14 protein-coding genes are annotated in these 12,607 nt (G+C 40.3%); 10 read left to right on the forward strand and 4 right to left on the reverse strand.

The window, feature by feature from the left end:
* The 8 genes from CWS20_RS24805 to CWS20_RS24840 all read left to right on the forward strand — a co-directional run.
* Positions 1-214, forward strand: a 214-nt coding sequence (locus tag CWS20_RS24805; protein ID WP_142385420.1) for an aldehyde dehydrogenase family protein, incomplete at its 5' end; no start/stop codon positions are given.
* Positions 215-510: 296 nt separating this feature from the next.
* Positions 511-1,140, forward strand: a complete 630-nt coding sequence (locus tag CWS20_RS24810) for a M15 family metallopeptidase (protein WP_158237037.1) — start codon at positions 511-513, stop codon at positions 1,138-1,140.
* A 3-nt stretch (positions 1,141-1,143) separates the two neighbouring features.
* Positions 1,144-2,730, forward strand: a complete 1,587-nt coding sequence (locus CWS20_RS24815; protein ID WP_066193479.1) for an ABC transporter substrate-binding protein — start codon at positions 1,144-1,146, stop codon at positions 2,728-2,730.
* Between the two features lie 15 nt (positions 2,731-2,745).
* Positions 2,746-3,750 (forward strand): ABC transporter permease, encoded by a 1,005-nt coding sequence (locus CWS20_RS24820; RefSeq protein ID WP_101226424.1) that lies wholly within the window; start codon positions 2,746-2,748, stop codon positions 3,748-3,750.
* Between the two features lie 19 nt (positions 3,751-3,769).
* On the forward strand, positions 3,770-4,648 hold the full coding sequence (locus CWS20_RS24825; protein WP_066193482.1) for an ABC transporter permease: 879 nt from the start codon (positions 3,770-3,772) through the stop codon (positions 4,646-4,648).
* Between the two features lie 12 nt (positions 4,649-4,660).
* The gene (locus tag CWS20_RS24830) at positions 4,661-5,617 is read left to right on the forward strand and encodes an ABC transporter ATP-binding protein (RefSeq protein WP_066193484.1); all 957 of its coding nucleotides are present in this window, start codon (positions 4,661-4,663) and stop codon (positions 5,615-5,617) included.
* A 4-nt stretch (positions 5,618-5,621) separates the two neighbouring features.
* Positions 5,622-6,554 (forward strand): ABC transporter ATP-binding protein, encoded by a 933-nt coding sequence (locus CWS20_RS24835; protein ID WP_066193486.1) that lies wholly within the window; start codon positions 5,622-5,624, stop codon positions 6,552-6,554.
* 15 nt (positions 6,555-6,569) lie between these two features.
* On the forward strand, positions 6,570-7,103 hold the full coding sequence (locus CWS20_RS24840; RefSeq protein WP_066193488.1) for a helix-turn-helix domain-containing protein: 534 nt from the start codon (positions 6,570-6,572) through the stop codon (positions 7,101-7,103).
* Between the two features lie 77 nt (positions 7,104-7,180).
* Here the strand turns inward: CWS20_RS24840 and CWS20_RS24845 are convergent, their stop codons facing one another.
* Positions 7,181-7,558 (reverse strand): helix-turn-helix domain-containing protein, encoded by a 378-nt coding sequence (locus CWS20_RS24845; RefSeq protein WP_066193490.1) that lies wholly within the window; start codon positions 7,556-7,558, stop codon positions 7,181-7,183.
* Between the two features lie 144 nt (positions 7,559-7,702).
* Here CWS20_RS24845 and CWS20_RS24850 point away from each other — a divergent pair, with 144 nt between their 5' ends.
* Together CWS20_RS24850 and CWS20_RS24855 are read left to right on the forward strand one after the other, a co-directional pair.
* A complete protein-coding gene (locus tag CWS20_RS24850) occupies positions 7,703-7,948 on the forward strand; it encodes a helix-turn-helix transcriptional regulator (RefSeq protein ID WP_326135472.1) in 246 nt (81 codons plus the stop codon).
* A 76-nt stretch (positions 7,949-8,024) separates the two neighbouring features.
* On the forward strand, positions 8,025-8,414 hold the full coding sequence (locus CWS20_RS24855; RefSeq protein WP_066193492.1) for a hypothetical protein: 390 nt from the start codon (positions 8,025-8,027) through the stop codon (positions 8,412-8,414).
* Between the two features lie 436 nt (positions 8,415-8,850).
* Here CWS20_RS24855 and CWS20_RS24860 read toward each other — a convergent pair whose 3' ends face one another.
* The 3 genes from CWS20_RS24860 to CWS20_RS24870 are packed head-to-tail and all read right to left on the reverse strand — an operon-like array spanning position 8,851 to position 12,485.
* Positions 8,851-10,197: a GntP family permease gene (locus tag CWS20_RS24860; protein WP_066193494.1), complete on the reverse strand. Its 1,347-nt coding sequence runs from the start codon at positions 10,195-10,197 to the stop codon at positions 8,851-8,853.
* A gap of 16 nt (positions 10,198-10,213) precedes the next feature.
* On the reverse strand, positions 10,214-11,761 hold the full coding sequence (gntK, locus tag CWS20_RS24865) for a gluconokinase (protein ID WP_066193496.1): 1,548 nt from the start codon (positions 11,759-11,761) through the stop codon (positions 10,214-10,216).
* Positions 11,754-12,485: a GntR family transcriptional regulator gene (locus CWS20_RS24870; RefSeq protein ID WP_066193498.1), complete on the reverse strand. Its 732-nt coding sequence runs from the start codon at positions 12,483-12,485 to the stop codon at positions 11,754-11,756. Before CWS20_RS24870 ends, gntK begins: the two co-directional genes overlap by 8 nt.
* Between the last annotated feature and the right edge of the window lie 122 nt (positions 12,486-12,607).

Consider the following 12,607-nt stretch of genomic DNA (forward strand, 5'->3'; position numbering starts at 1 on the left):
TGGCGCTGTTATCACAAACAACCGTGAAAACATCCAAAAAGCACGTGAAGATTTCCATGTAGGAAACCTTTACTTCAACCGCGGATGTACGGGAGCAATCGTTGGCTACCAGCCATTCGGCGGCTTCAATATGTCAGGTACAGACTCAAAAGCAGGCGGTCCTGACTACATCATGCTTCATATGCAAGCAAAAACAACTTCTGAAATGTATTGAGAGAAGCCCCTGAAACTTTGTTTCGGGGGTTTATTTACATTGCCATCAAGCTAAGAAAATAAATGCCCCAAAAATGAAAATTTTAGTTACTAGCTAAACAAAGCTCAGATTTTCACTTTAGGAGATAAAAATTTTAACTTGATGGGCAAATGGTTTATTCACTAAAAAAAGATTCCCTCACAAACTTTTTCAATTTTTGTCGAATCGTGTCTAGTATAATATTTATAATATGATATAATATTTAAAAAATTAAAATTAATTTTAATATAATGAATATAGGAGGTGTACCTTTAGAAGTGCTCGTACCAATTTCTGGAGTAGTTAAGAAAATACAAATCTATCCTTACTATTATCACATGGGGCATCCAGGTGCTGATGATGAGTGTTATTTGCGGAAGGCTGTGCTGCAAAAGCTTGTAGATGCATCACGACTACTGCCGGATGACGTTTATTTTGTTGTACTTGATGGCTGGCGTTCTTATGAAACACAGTTATCGATTTATGAACAAACGAAGATTGCGTTACAGGAGGAGGGCTTCGAGGGAGAGGCTTTAACAGAAGAATTATTCAAATATGTAGCTACTCCTTCCGAGGATATTTCAAAGCCGTCCCCGCATTTGACTGGGGGAGCGATTGATTTGACATTGGCTCATGCAAATAGTTGGCTCCCAATGGGCAGCGATTTTGATGAATTTAATGCAAAGTCACAGCCGGATTGGTTTGAAAAGAAGACTGATTTAACAGAAGAAGAGACTGAATTTTTAAATAATAGAAACTTACTCAGAAAGGCCATGCTTGCTGTTGGCTTTATTCCGAACCCGGACGAATGGTGGCATTTTGAATATGGCACGAAGGATTGGGCAAAGCAAAACAGACTTCAAAATTATTATCAAGGAATTTTAAACCGAGAAAAAAGTGAGGGATAACTAATGAAAAAAATGCTCTTTTTAATCACAATGGTCTTTTTAGTTTTAGCAGGCTGTGTGCAAAATTCGAACGCGCCGGCAGAAGAGGGCGGAGAACCGCAATCTGGGGATGAAACCAGCGCGAGCGCTCAAACTTTGACTGTAGCAATGACGGCAGATCAAGGGACATTGGATCCTGCTGTAACAATGGATAATTCAGCTTGGAAAATTACATATCCTGCTTATGAGAGATTAGTAGAGTATGATGGAGCGTCTACTGAAGTGAAACCAGGTATTGCAAAGGATTGGAATGTCAGTGAAGACGGGAAAACGTGGACATTTACATTAAATGAAGATCATAAATTTGCTGATGGTTCAGCAGTGAATGCAGAGGCAGTCAAGTTTACCTTTGATCGCACATTGAAAATCGGCAATGGCCCAGCAGAGGTGTATAGTGTAATCTCTGAAATTAAAGTTGATTCAGATTATGTGGTGTCTTTTGAATTAGAAGAGAATTTTCCTCCATTTCTTTCAACATTAGCTGCGAACTATGGCGGCATAGTCAATCCGAAAGTGATGGATCACGAGAAAGATGGCGATTTAGGACAAAACTATTTAGCTGCGAATACAATGGGCAGCGGTTCATATGAGCTGGCTGAATGGAAGCAGGGCGAATATATTAAGCTTTCTGCTAATAAGGAAGCAAAAGTACAGCCGGGTATTTCTGAAGTCTACTTCCGAATTGTAGGCGATGGTGCGACTCAACGAATGCAATTGGAAAAAGGAGAGATTGATATTGCAGAAGGCATCCCGACTGAACAAATTGAGTCTGTCCAATCTATGGATAATGTAGAGCTATTGCAAAAGCCGAGTTTGCTTGTTGATTATGTTTATGTGAACTCCAGCAAAGGTAACGAAGCGCTTCAGGATTCAAAAGTTAGGCAGGCGCTAAGCTATGGCATCGACTATGAATCAATGATTGATGTGGTCCATCAAGGATATGCCACACCGATGAGAGGACCGGTGCCTGATGGCTTATGGGGGCATAATCCAGAGGCTTTCCAATATGAACTGAATGTGGAAAAAGCGAAGAAATTGCTTTCTGAAGCGGGAGCAGAAGATTTAACTCTTAAATTGTTGTACTCCGATAATAAGACTTGGTGGGAAACAGAAGCATTAACCATTCAGGCAAACTTAAAGGAAATTGGCGTGAATGTGGAATTAAACAAAGTGGCGTATGCAACTTCACGTGAAATGATGGAAAAAGGTGATTTTGATTTAGCCCTTGGTGTATGGAGTCCTGACTTTGGAGATCCGTATATGTTCATGAACTATTGGTATGACTCTGTTAACTTTGGATTAGCAGGAAATCGCGCATTCTATAAAAATGAAGAAGTCGATGGATTATTAAAGCAGGCAGCTACATCAAATGATCAGGCTGAAAGGGAAGCTTTGTATCATGACGTTCAGGACATTGTTATTGAAGAAGCGCCTTATATTCTCCTTTTCCAGAAGGATTTTGTATTACCAGTAAGCAAGTCAGTCGAAGGTTTTGTCTACAACCCGATGCTGGAAGGAATTTATAATTTAGCTGAAATGACAAAGCAATAAGACCGGGGGATTTATATGATTAAGACAATATTTAAAAGACTATTGCTGCTTGTCTTCGTTGTGTTTGGAGTGACTTTAATTACATTTATCCTATCAAATATTATTCCTGGAGACCCTGCCAGCATGATGGCAGGTCAGCGCGCAAATGAAGAGACGCTGGAACAAGTAAGGGAGCAATTGGGTCTGGACCAGCCGGTTTTGACCCAATATGCAAATTATATGCAAGGCTTGCTGACGGGTGATTTAGGCACCTCGATCCGTACGCAAAAGCCAGTGCTGGATGATCTGCTCATCTTTTTCCCAGCGACTTTGGAATTGGCGGTGCTGGCTTTTCTCATCGCCATCGTTATCGGGATACCGCTTGGTATATTAGCTGCTGTGAAAAAAAATACATTTCGGGATCATGCGAGCCGAATTTTTACAATTAGCGGGATATCCACACCGGTATTCTGGAGCGGCCTGCTTGTTATCTTTATTTTCTATGGAGTATTAGGGTGGTTTCCGTCGAATGGACGGATAGATATGGCGATTAATCCGCCAACTCATGTTACCGGTTTTTATTTGCTGGACAGCCTGTTAAGCGGCGATTTGGTGGCTTTCCAAAGCAGCCTTCGCCACATCATTTTGCCGGCAATTGTGCTATCGTTCGCCCAATTGGCTATTATTACCAGACAGGTCAGGGCGAGCATGCTCGAAGTGCTGGAAAAAGAGTATTTCAGAACAGCTATTGCCAACGGAATCCATGGTCCATATTTGCTAATCAAATATGGATTAAGAAATGCTTTAATTCCAACCATAACTGTGATCGGCGTTTCATTTGGGGCATTGCTTGGCGGTGCGGTCGTAACTGAAACGGTCTTTGGCTGGCCGGGGATGGGGAAATATGTTGTTGATTCCATTGCCTATTTAGATTTCCCGGCTATGATGGGCTTTACCGTATTTATTTCGATTGGCTATGTACTCATCAACTTAGTTGTCGATCTCTCTTATTACGTGCTTAATCCGCAAATCAAAGAATGATAGAGAGGAGGAAGAAGATATGGAACTCCAACCGCAAGCAGAGAGCGTACAGGCCCAGCCTGTGAAAAAAAGCGCTCTTCTCTATAAGCTGAAGAAAAATAAACTAACAATGGTAGGTGCCGTTATTTTAGGTGTGATTATTTTGGCAGCTGTTTTTGCACCTGTATTAACACCATATAATCCGAATATGATTGACGCAGCGAATAAATTTCAAGGGCCGTCATGGTCGCATTGGTTCGGCACGGATGAAGTGGGCAGAGATATTTTTACAAGAATATTATACGGAGCAAGATTATCTCTTGGATTAGGGATTGTGGCCATCCTTATTGCTGCAGGTATCGGCTTAGTTATTGGAACGATTTCCGGCTATTTTGGCGGGATGATTGATCAGGCGATTATGAGAACGATGGATATGGTGCTTGCCTTTCCTACATTAATTCTTGCTATGGCATTAGCTGCCGCCTTAGGACCGAGCATTCAAAACGCAATGATAGCCATTGCACTTGTTAAAATACCCGTCTATGTCCGATTGGCAAGGAGTGAAACATTAAGCTTGAGAGAGTCGCTGTTTGTTAAATCTGCACAAACCTTTGGTATTCGGCCATTTCGCATCATCCGCAAGCATATCATGCCGAATTCCGTTTCACCTGTCATTATTCAAGGAACGCTTGATGTGGGCGATGCGATTCTGTTAATTGCTACACTAGGCTTCCTAGGCCTTGGTGCTCAGCCTCCTGCACCTGAATGGGGAGCGATGATTAGTATCGGATGGAAGTATTTGCTCGATTTCTGGTGGTATCCGACATTCCCATGTTTATTCCTATTTTTATCAGCTGGCGCTTTAAATTTAATCGGAGACGGAGTAAGGGATGTATTAGATCCAAGATCGAGTAGATAGGAGTGTGATGACATGTTAGAAGTGAAGGATTTACATGTGAATTTTCAAACCTTTAGAGGGACAATTGAAGCATTAAAAAATATCAACTTTTCAATCGCAGAAAAAGAAGTAGTTGGCATTGTCGGCGAATCCGGGTCAGGAAAATCGATAACTGCCCTTACGATTCTCGGTTTATTAGAAAAGAACGCTGACATTGCCTCCGGAGAAATAACCTATCGCGGAGACAACCTCTTGGCACTGTCAAAAAAAGAAATTCAGACCATTCGAGGCAAAAAAATTGCCATGGTTTTTCAGGAGCCAATGACCGCTCTCCATCCAACGATGAAGGTTGGAGAGCAATTGTCTGAAGTTATTCGCCGTCATCGCAATGTTTCAAGGAAGGAAGCAAAACGCCTTATGCTGGTTGCATTAAACGATGTACATATTCATCAGCCTGAGTATGTTGCAAAACAATACCCTTTTGAATTAAGCGGGGGCATGCGTCAGCGTATTGTTATCGCTTTAGCCATGGCTGCACCGCCTGATTTATTAATTGCAGATGAACCAACGACAGCATTAGACGTTACTATCCAGCATGAAATTCTGCAGTTAATGAAGGAGTTGAATGAGAAAAAGGGAACCTCGATTCTATTTATTACCCATGACTTAGGTGTCGTCTCGCAAATATGCAACCGGACGATTGTCATGTATGCAGGGGAAGTGATTGAATCTGGGGAAACGAAGGATGTCCTCTATACACCGCAACACCCTTATACGAAAGCATTAATTGAAGCATTGCCGGACGGGAAAAATGCAAATGTCCCATTAAAAGCAATACAGGGAGAGGTACCGAACTTGATGGAGCGGCCTATTGGGTGTGCGTTTGCATCCCGCTGCAGTCATGTTATGGAAACGTGCAAGACGAATCCCCCGGCATTAGCACATTGGCAAAATCAGCATGATGTCGCATGCTGGCTGGAAAGGGGTTGATTTTATGACCGCTATTATTGAAATGGATCAAGTCCAAAAGCATTATACAAAAGGAAAATTAACAATTAAGGCGCTTGATGATACAACCATTTCTATTGCTGAAGGGGATGTACTAGGGCTTGTTGGAGAATCAGGATCTGGGAAAAGTACGTTCGGAAAGCTTCTGATTGGGTTGGAACCGCCAACAGGGGGAGAAATTCGCTATCAAGGGGCTCCTTTATGGAAGAAAAATAAATATGTACGCCGAAAACCGGGAGAGCTGCAAACAGTCTTCCAAGATCCGCAATCATCTCTCGATCCGAGAATGACCATTAAGGAGATTATTATCGAGCCGCTGTATGCACTAAGCAAAAATGAAAGAAAACAGAAAGAATCCTATGACAATCTTTTAAAGCTAATAAAAAGAGTTGGACTGAAGGAAGAGCATCTTGAGCGCTATCCTCATGAATTCAGCGGCGGGCAGCGACAGCGCATCGCAATTGCGCGTGCACTGATAACAGAGCCTTCCTTCATTATATTGGATGAGCCGACCTCTGCTCTTGATGTGTCCGTTCAGGCGCAAGTGCTGAATTTATTAAAAGAGTTAAAAGAAGAGCGGGGATTAACCTATCTATTTATCTCGCATAATATGTCGGTCATTAAATATATGTGCAGCAAAGTTGCGGTGCTCTATAAAGGTAATATTGTAGAAATTGGCAGTACTGAGCAGCTGTTTAACAATCCGCAGCACCCTTATACAGAAATACTGTTATCATCCTTGCCGAGCTTGTTTGAAAACAAAGAGAAAGCGATAGAAGGATTTGCCGAAACGGCGCAGCCAAAAGGGGAAAATAGCTGCATTTTCTATGAGAAGTGTCCAAGACGGACGGATCAATGCATGACAAGTCCCGCGCTGGAATCAAGAGGAAAAGACCATTTTGCGGTATGTCATTATTAAGGGGAGCTTGAATAGATGATCAGAGAAAACAAGATCCGTGAAATTCGCAAAAAACAAGGATTAACCCTCGCTGATTTATCAGGTAAAACAGGGCTTAGCCAAGGCTTGCTTTCACAAATTGAGCGCGGGCTTGTTGACCCGACTGTCAGCAATTTCTGGAAAATCTGCACCGCTCTAAACACACCGATGAATTACTTCTTCGAAGGGCAAAAAGAAGATAGAATTGTCATTCGCAAGGGAGAACACCGTTTACTCCAGCTATCCAACGACAAAGTACTCTATCATGAGCTCATCCCGAGCCATGTGGGAGATGACCAAATCCTCTTGGTTGAAATCCTCCCAGGAGAACAAAGCGAAATGGAACTGATAAGCCATCCGGGAGTGGAATTTGGCTTTGTTGTTCAAGGTGAAATGAAAATCGTATTGGGGCAGGAAGAAATCTTATTGGGAGAAGGCGACAGCGTCCACTTTCAAAGTACGACGCCGCATAGGTATATGAATGTTGGCGAGGAGAAGGCGGTTTCGATATGGGTGATGAAGGGGGAGTAATGAATAATAGCAGACAATCAATATGACCATTTTCACTAGGAGTACTCAGCGGAGAGGCTCCTTTTTTTAAGGAAATTTTAATAATCGTCATCTTCAAGTAAAAGCTTTTTCGCTTTTTCAAGGATAATGATTTCTTTTATCTTCTTCTCCGGATTTGCTTTTATATCATTAAACAACATCGGATACTTTTTAAATTCCTCAAATACTTTAATCTCTTCAGGTGAAAGGCTAATATTGGTGCTGTTATTATAATTCTCATTATCAGAAATTCCCAATAAATAATCGACAGATGTATTGAGAATCTGCGCCAAATCTACCAGCATTTCATTCGATGGTGTACTGTAACCTGTTTCATAGTTAGAGATGGTTGTTTTCTTCGTGTTTACTTTTTGTGCTAAAGCTTCCTGCGTTAGTCCGCGCTGCTTGCGAATTTCTTTCAATCTTTGTGATATCATCCAAAATCACTCTTTCTTTAATATGAAAGTACAAATATATTGTACATGAATTTGAGAATCATTGATATATTATCCAAAAAATTCATACAAAATCATTGACATACAAGAAAATTGGATTTAAAATAGGAATACAAGATACTTGGAGTGAAAGGGGGGATTACTATAAAAAATTATAATCTTATTAGGGCGAGGAAAAACAAAGGATATACTCAAGTGGAGCTCTCAAACATCCTTAAATGCAATAAGTCTACAATTAGTAACTGGGAGAATGGTGTGTCGAGTCCAACATTAAGAATGGCCTTTGCTTTATCAGCGATACTGGAGTCTGATATTAATGTTCTATTTCAAGATTATAAAGTCCAAGAATTTCAATCAATGAATACAGCATAGAGGCAAACGGTTTATGTCTTTCTATATCGGTAATAGCTTCAGCATGTTTATTGAAGCTATAGGGGAGTGATGAAATTTGAATAGAGAAGAAGTGGTGTCAAAGATAAGAAAAAATGTAGCGGACAAAGATAAAGAGTTAATTATTAAGTGCTTCGAAGATTTACGTTATAGTTCGATTTATTTTTATCATCTGGAATTAGATCTGAAAGCGAAATACGATGATCTTGAATTTAAAAACGAAATTTATCATTTTTTCTCTCTTAGACTGAAAGAAAATATATTAAGAGTCACTGTGGACCAAGAATTTAAAAGAATTTATGTAAATAAAGCAAGCAATAGCGGTGTTGAGCGAATAGATGAAATTGCTGTGATAAATGGGAAATTAATTTGCGATAAAGGAGAATTTTCTCTTAATCAAGTAAATGAATATTTATCGGACTGCTATGCAATGCTATTTACTTCATGATGTCTTTTTAAGGCATGAACATAGCTTATCAAAAAATAAAAAATACGAAGTCTTAAAAGAACGACGAGCGGTTGAGCATCGGAATTGTTGTTTCCAAACAAATCGTACAAAGCAGTGCCCGAAAAGAGGAGAAAGTGCGCCCGTAGGGAACAACTAATATATGGTGTACTATTTATAAAAATTATATTTTTAAACACCGTAACAGCGCAAAAAGGTTAATCTTTTCAAAACCAGAAATATTCGAAGCAGAAATAACGTCTAATTAGACTGTACAAATACCTCTATCATTCCTTCTGTGGAAGTAAACAACAGGCCCACCTAAGGAAAGAACGGCAGCTTATTTGCCACATGGGAGAGATCCTTGATAGCAGAAAAGATTCAGAACAAAAAAGTCTTCTCAAAGCGAGAAGACTTTCATTTCCCATAAAGGGTTTACTTATACGATTAAACTCAATAACAGCGTAAAGCCTAATCCAGCGACAGAAATAATCGTTTCAAGCAATGTCCAGGTTGCAAATGTTTCTTTCATGCTTAAACCGAAATATTCTTTAAACATCCAGAAGCCGGCATCGTTGACGTGGGAAGCGATTAAGCTTCCTGCACCTGTTGCAAGTACAACTAGTGCAAGGTTTACATCCGTTTGTCCAAGCAGTGGTATGACTAAGCCCGCAGTAGTCAAGGCTGCCACTGTGGCAGATCCTAAAGATATACGCAAGATTGCCGCAATCGTCCAAGCAAGTAAAATGGGTGATAAAGTTGTGCCTTGGAATAGCTCAGCTACATAGTCGCCGACACCGCCGTCGATTAATACTTGCTTGAAGGCACCGCCGCCACCGATGATTAAAAGCATCATCCCGATTTGAGTAATTGCAGTCGTACAGGATTGCATAACTGTTTTAATCGGAATGTTTCTGCCTAAGCCCATCGTATAAACAGCAACTAAGAGAGCTATCAGGATGGCAACTGATGCGTCGCCAATGAAACGGATAATTGCCAGTGCCTGATTATCGGCAAATCCCATCGTATCTTGGAGGAGGGTAATAATTGTAGCGATGGACATAAGAATGACTGGTAGCATCGCTGTAAATACACTGATTCCAAAGCCAGGTGTATCTTCAAGCTTAAACTGCTTTTGTTCGCCTAAAGAAGCAATATTTCCTGTTTTATTAAAAGAGTTTGGAACGATTTTTTTTGCAATCTTAGTAAAAACCGGTCCTGCTAGGATGACTGTTGGAATGGCAATAATAAATCCGTAAAGCAATACTTCGCCTATGTTTGCTCCATATTCTCCGGCAATAACAGTTGGACCCGGATGAGGCGGTAAAAATCCGTGAGTGACAGATAAAGCCGCTGCCATTGGGATCCCAAGATATAAAATAGAAACCTTTAATTCTCTAGATATAGCAAAGACAATTGGAATTAATAGGACTAAACCTACTTCGAAAAACAAGGCAATCCCAATAATAAAAGAAGAAACGACGACTGCCCATTGGATGTTTTTTTCTCCAAATTTGTTTACGAGCGTCATAGCAATTCGCTGCGCGCCGCCAGCATCGGCGATTAATTTGCCCAGCATAGCTCCAAGCCCAAAGATTAAGGCGATGTGGCCAAGTGTTCCGCCTAGTCCGCCTTCAATCGTTTTAACAATATCCGTCATTGGCATGCCTAATGCTAACGCAACACCAAATGATACGATAATTAATGAGATAAAAGTATTTAGCTTTAATCCCATGATTAGTAGCAGTAATGCTAAAATCCCAATTGCTACAATAACTAATGGCATTTTAATCCCCCCAGTTTTATTTATTCGTGTTTATTAAACCTCTTTGGTAATCTGCAATCCGTGAATACTCTTCCGTTAATACTCTGGATAAAGTAATAAAGGTCGGCAATAGTTGCCTATACTCCTTAGCTGCTTCTTCATTCGGCGTGTGCTTGTAAGTGCTGCCGATCATTTCAGAGGAAGCTGCTTCAAACGATTCAATCTTTCCAGTGGCATATAGTCCTAAAATACATGCACCAAGACAGGAGCTTTCGTAACTTTCTGGAACGACAACCTCAGAATCAAAAATGTCTGACATCATTTGCCGCCAAACTTCTGATCTTGCGAACCCACCTGTTGCCTGGATTCGTGTTACCGGGCCATCCATACATTCCATTAATGCTAAAAATACAGTGTATAAATTGTAAATAACTCCTTCAAGGGCAGCTCGAATCATATGCTCTTTCTTGTGTGAAAGCGTTAGCCCGAAGAATGAGCCGCGAACGTCTGGATTCCATACAGGTGCACGTTCGCCTGCTAAAAATGGATGGAACAATAAACCATCTGCTCCAGGCCTTACGCGTTCGGCAATTTTCGTTAATACTTCGTATGGGTCCATCCCAAGCCTTTTGGCGGTTTCCACTTCAGAGGAAGCAAATTCATCCCGAACCCAGCGAAGAACGATTCCGCCGTTATTTACAGGACCGCCAATGACCCAATGCTTTTCTGTTAAGGCATAGCAAAAAATGCGTCCTTTTTCGTCAGTTTGCGGTTCATCAATAATCGTACGGATGGCCCCGCTTGTTCCAATTGTAACCGCAATCTCACCTTTTCTAATGGCATTTACGCCTAGATTAGAGAGCACGCCGTCACTCGCCCCTATTACGAATGGAGTTTGTGAATCAATCCCCATTTTCTTCGCTAAATGAGGATGGCAATTGGTAAAAATCTTAGTAGTTGGCACGAGTTCTGATAGTTGATCCCGCGAAACGCCAGCTACTTTTAATGCGTCTTCATCCCAATCCAAGTTTTTAAGATTCATCATGCCCATTGCTGAGGCAAGTGAATAATCGACAACATATTGATCAAATAACTTCTTAAAGATGTATTCTTTAATTCCGATATATTTTTTCGCCTTATTGGCAGTTTCGGGACGATCATTCGTTATCCAGGCCATTTTGCTTAAAGGTGACATAGGATGAATCGGTGTTCCTGTCCGTTTGTATATTTCATGCCCATTTAATTCATTCTTTATTTTATGTGCCCAAGCTTCACTACGATTATCCGCCCAAGTAATACATGGCGTCAGCGGCTGGTTATTTTCATCCATCGCAATGAGGCTGTGCATCGCACTGCTGAATGAAATAAATGAAAGTGGTTTTTCGGAATGTTTTTCCATAATATTTGCAATTGATTTTATTACAGCTTGGAAAATTTCTTCAGGGTCTTGTTCAGCTGTCGACATATCTGGTGTGTAAAGAGGGTATCCAATGTTTTCCTGTTGGATCACTTGTCCTTTTTCACTAAATAAAACAGCTTTCGTACTTGTCGTACCAATATCTACACCTAACATATAGTTAGTCATTTTCTTGTTCGACTCCTTTTGAAAGCATTTGTTGCGATTTCCACATGTCTTCTACTTTGCCTTGCACATCATCGAAATTTTGATGCAAGGCTTTGATCATGAGGTTTCTGTCTTTTGTTTTTATCGCTTCAATATAAAGCTCATGATTAATCACGATTCTTGTAAAGTCATCGTAGTTTTCCTTGAACCGTTTCCGCATTGAAAGAAGGATTAGGCTTTCCATAACAGGCTTTAAATTATTCCAAATCATCAAAATATATGAATGGTCAATTGCACGAATAATGGTTTCGTGGAAAATGAGATCTTGATATGAAAACTCATCTGCATCTTGATATTTTATTGAGATTCTCATCATTTCAAGGATTTTACTAAGTTCCTTTATTAACTCATTAACGTTGATTCTAACAAGCCGTTCATAGACAAACGTTTCAATAAGTATGCGGACATCATAAATTTCTTCTATCTTTTTATCTGTTAAACCGATTACAACAGCGCCCATTCTCTCTGGTCGAATGATATTTTCAGATGCAAGTATTTTTAATGCTTCACGTACAGGTGAACGACTCACAGCAAAATCTGAAGCTAGTTTATTTTCAGAAATAATGGCACCGCTTTCAATCTTGCCAGAAATAATCTGCATTCTAAGCTCGCATGTTACTCGATCACCAGCAGAAGCTTTTAAGAGCCATTTTGCGGGATATAAAAGTTCTGTTGATTCGGTCATACATTCACCTTCTTATATTTAAGTATACTTGTATACAAGTATTATAACTTGTTTTTTTGATTATTCAAGCGCTTTTAATTTGTGAGTTTCAGCGATTAGCTTGTATTTATAAAAGAAAAATT

Origin of the sequence: Cytobacillus horneckiae, from assembly GCF_002835735.1 — a bacterium.
GTDB classification, from domain to species: Bacteria; Bacillota; Bacilli; order Bacillales; family Cytobacillaceae; genus Cytobacillus; species Cytobacillus horneckiae.

Bases quoted from the DNA above. Each gene is read 5' to 3' on its own strand.
- CWS20_RS24815 (WP_066193479.1), top strand. From the start codon at position 1,144: ATGAAAAAAATGCTCTTTTTAATCACAATGGTCTTTTTAGTTTTAGCA.
- CWS20_RS24820 (WP_101226424.1), top strand. From the start codon at position 2,746: ATGATTAAGACAATATTTAAAAGACTATTGCTGCTTGTCTTCGTTGTG.
- CWS20_RS24825 (WP_066193482.1), top strand. From the start codon at position 3,770: ATGGAACTCCAACCGCAAGCAGAGAGCGTACAGGCCCAGCCTGTGAAA.
- CWS20_RS24830 (WP_066193484.1), top strand. From the start codon at position 4,661: ATGTTAGAAGTGAAGGATTTACATGTGAATTTTCAAACCTTTAGAGGG.
- CWS20_RS24835 (WP_066193486.1), top strand. From the start codon at position 5,622: ATGACCGCTATTATTGAAATGGATCAAGTCCAAAAGCATTATACAAAA.
- CWS20_RS24840 (WP_066193488.1), top strand. From the start codon at position 6,570: ATGATCAGAGAAAACAAGATCCGTGAAATTCGCAAAAAACAAGGATTA.
- CWS20_RS24845 (WP_066193490.1), bottom strand. From the start codon at position 7,558: ATGATATCACAAAGATTGAAAGAAATTCGCAAGCAGCGCGGACTAACG.
- CWS20_RS24860 (WP_066193494.1), bottom strand. From the start codon at position 10,197: ATGCCATTAGTTATTGTAGCAATTGGGATTTTAGCATTACTGCTACTA.
- gntK (WP_066193496.1), bottom strand. From the start codon at position 11,761: ATGACTAACTATATGTTAGGTGTAGATATTGGTACGACAAGTACGAAA.
- CWS20_RS24870 (WP_066193498.1), bottom strand. From the start codon at position 12,485: ATGACCGAATCAACAGAACTTTTATATCCCGCAAAATGGCTCTTAAAA.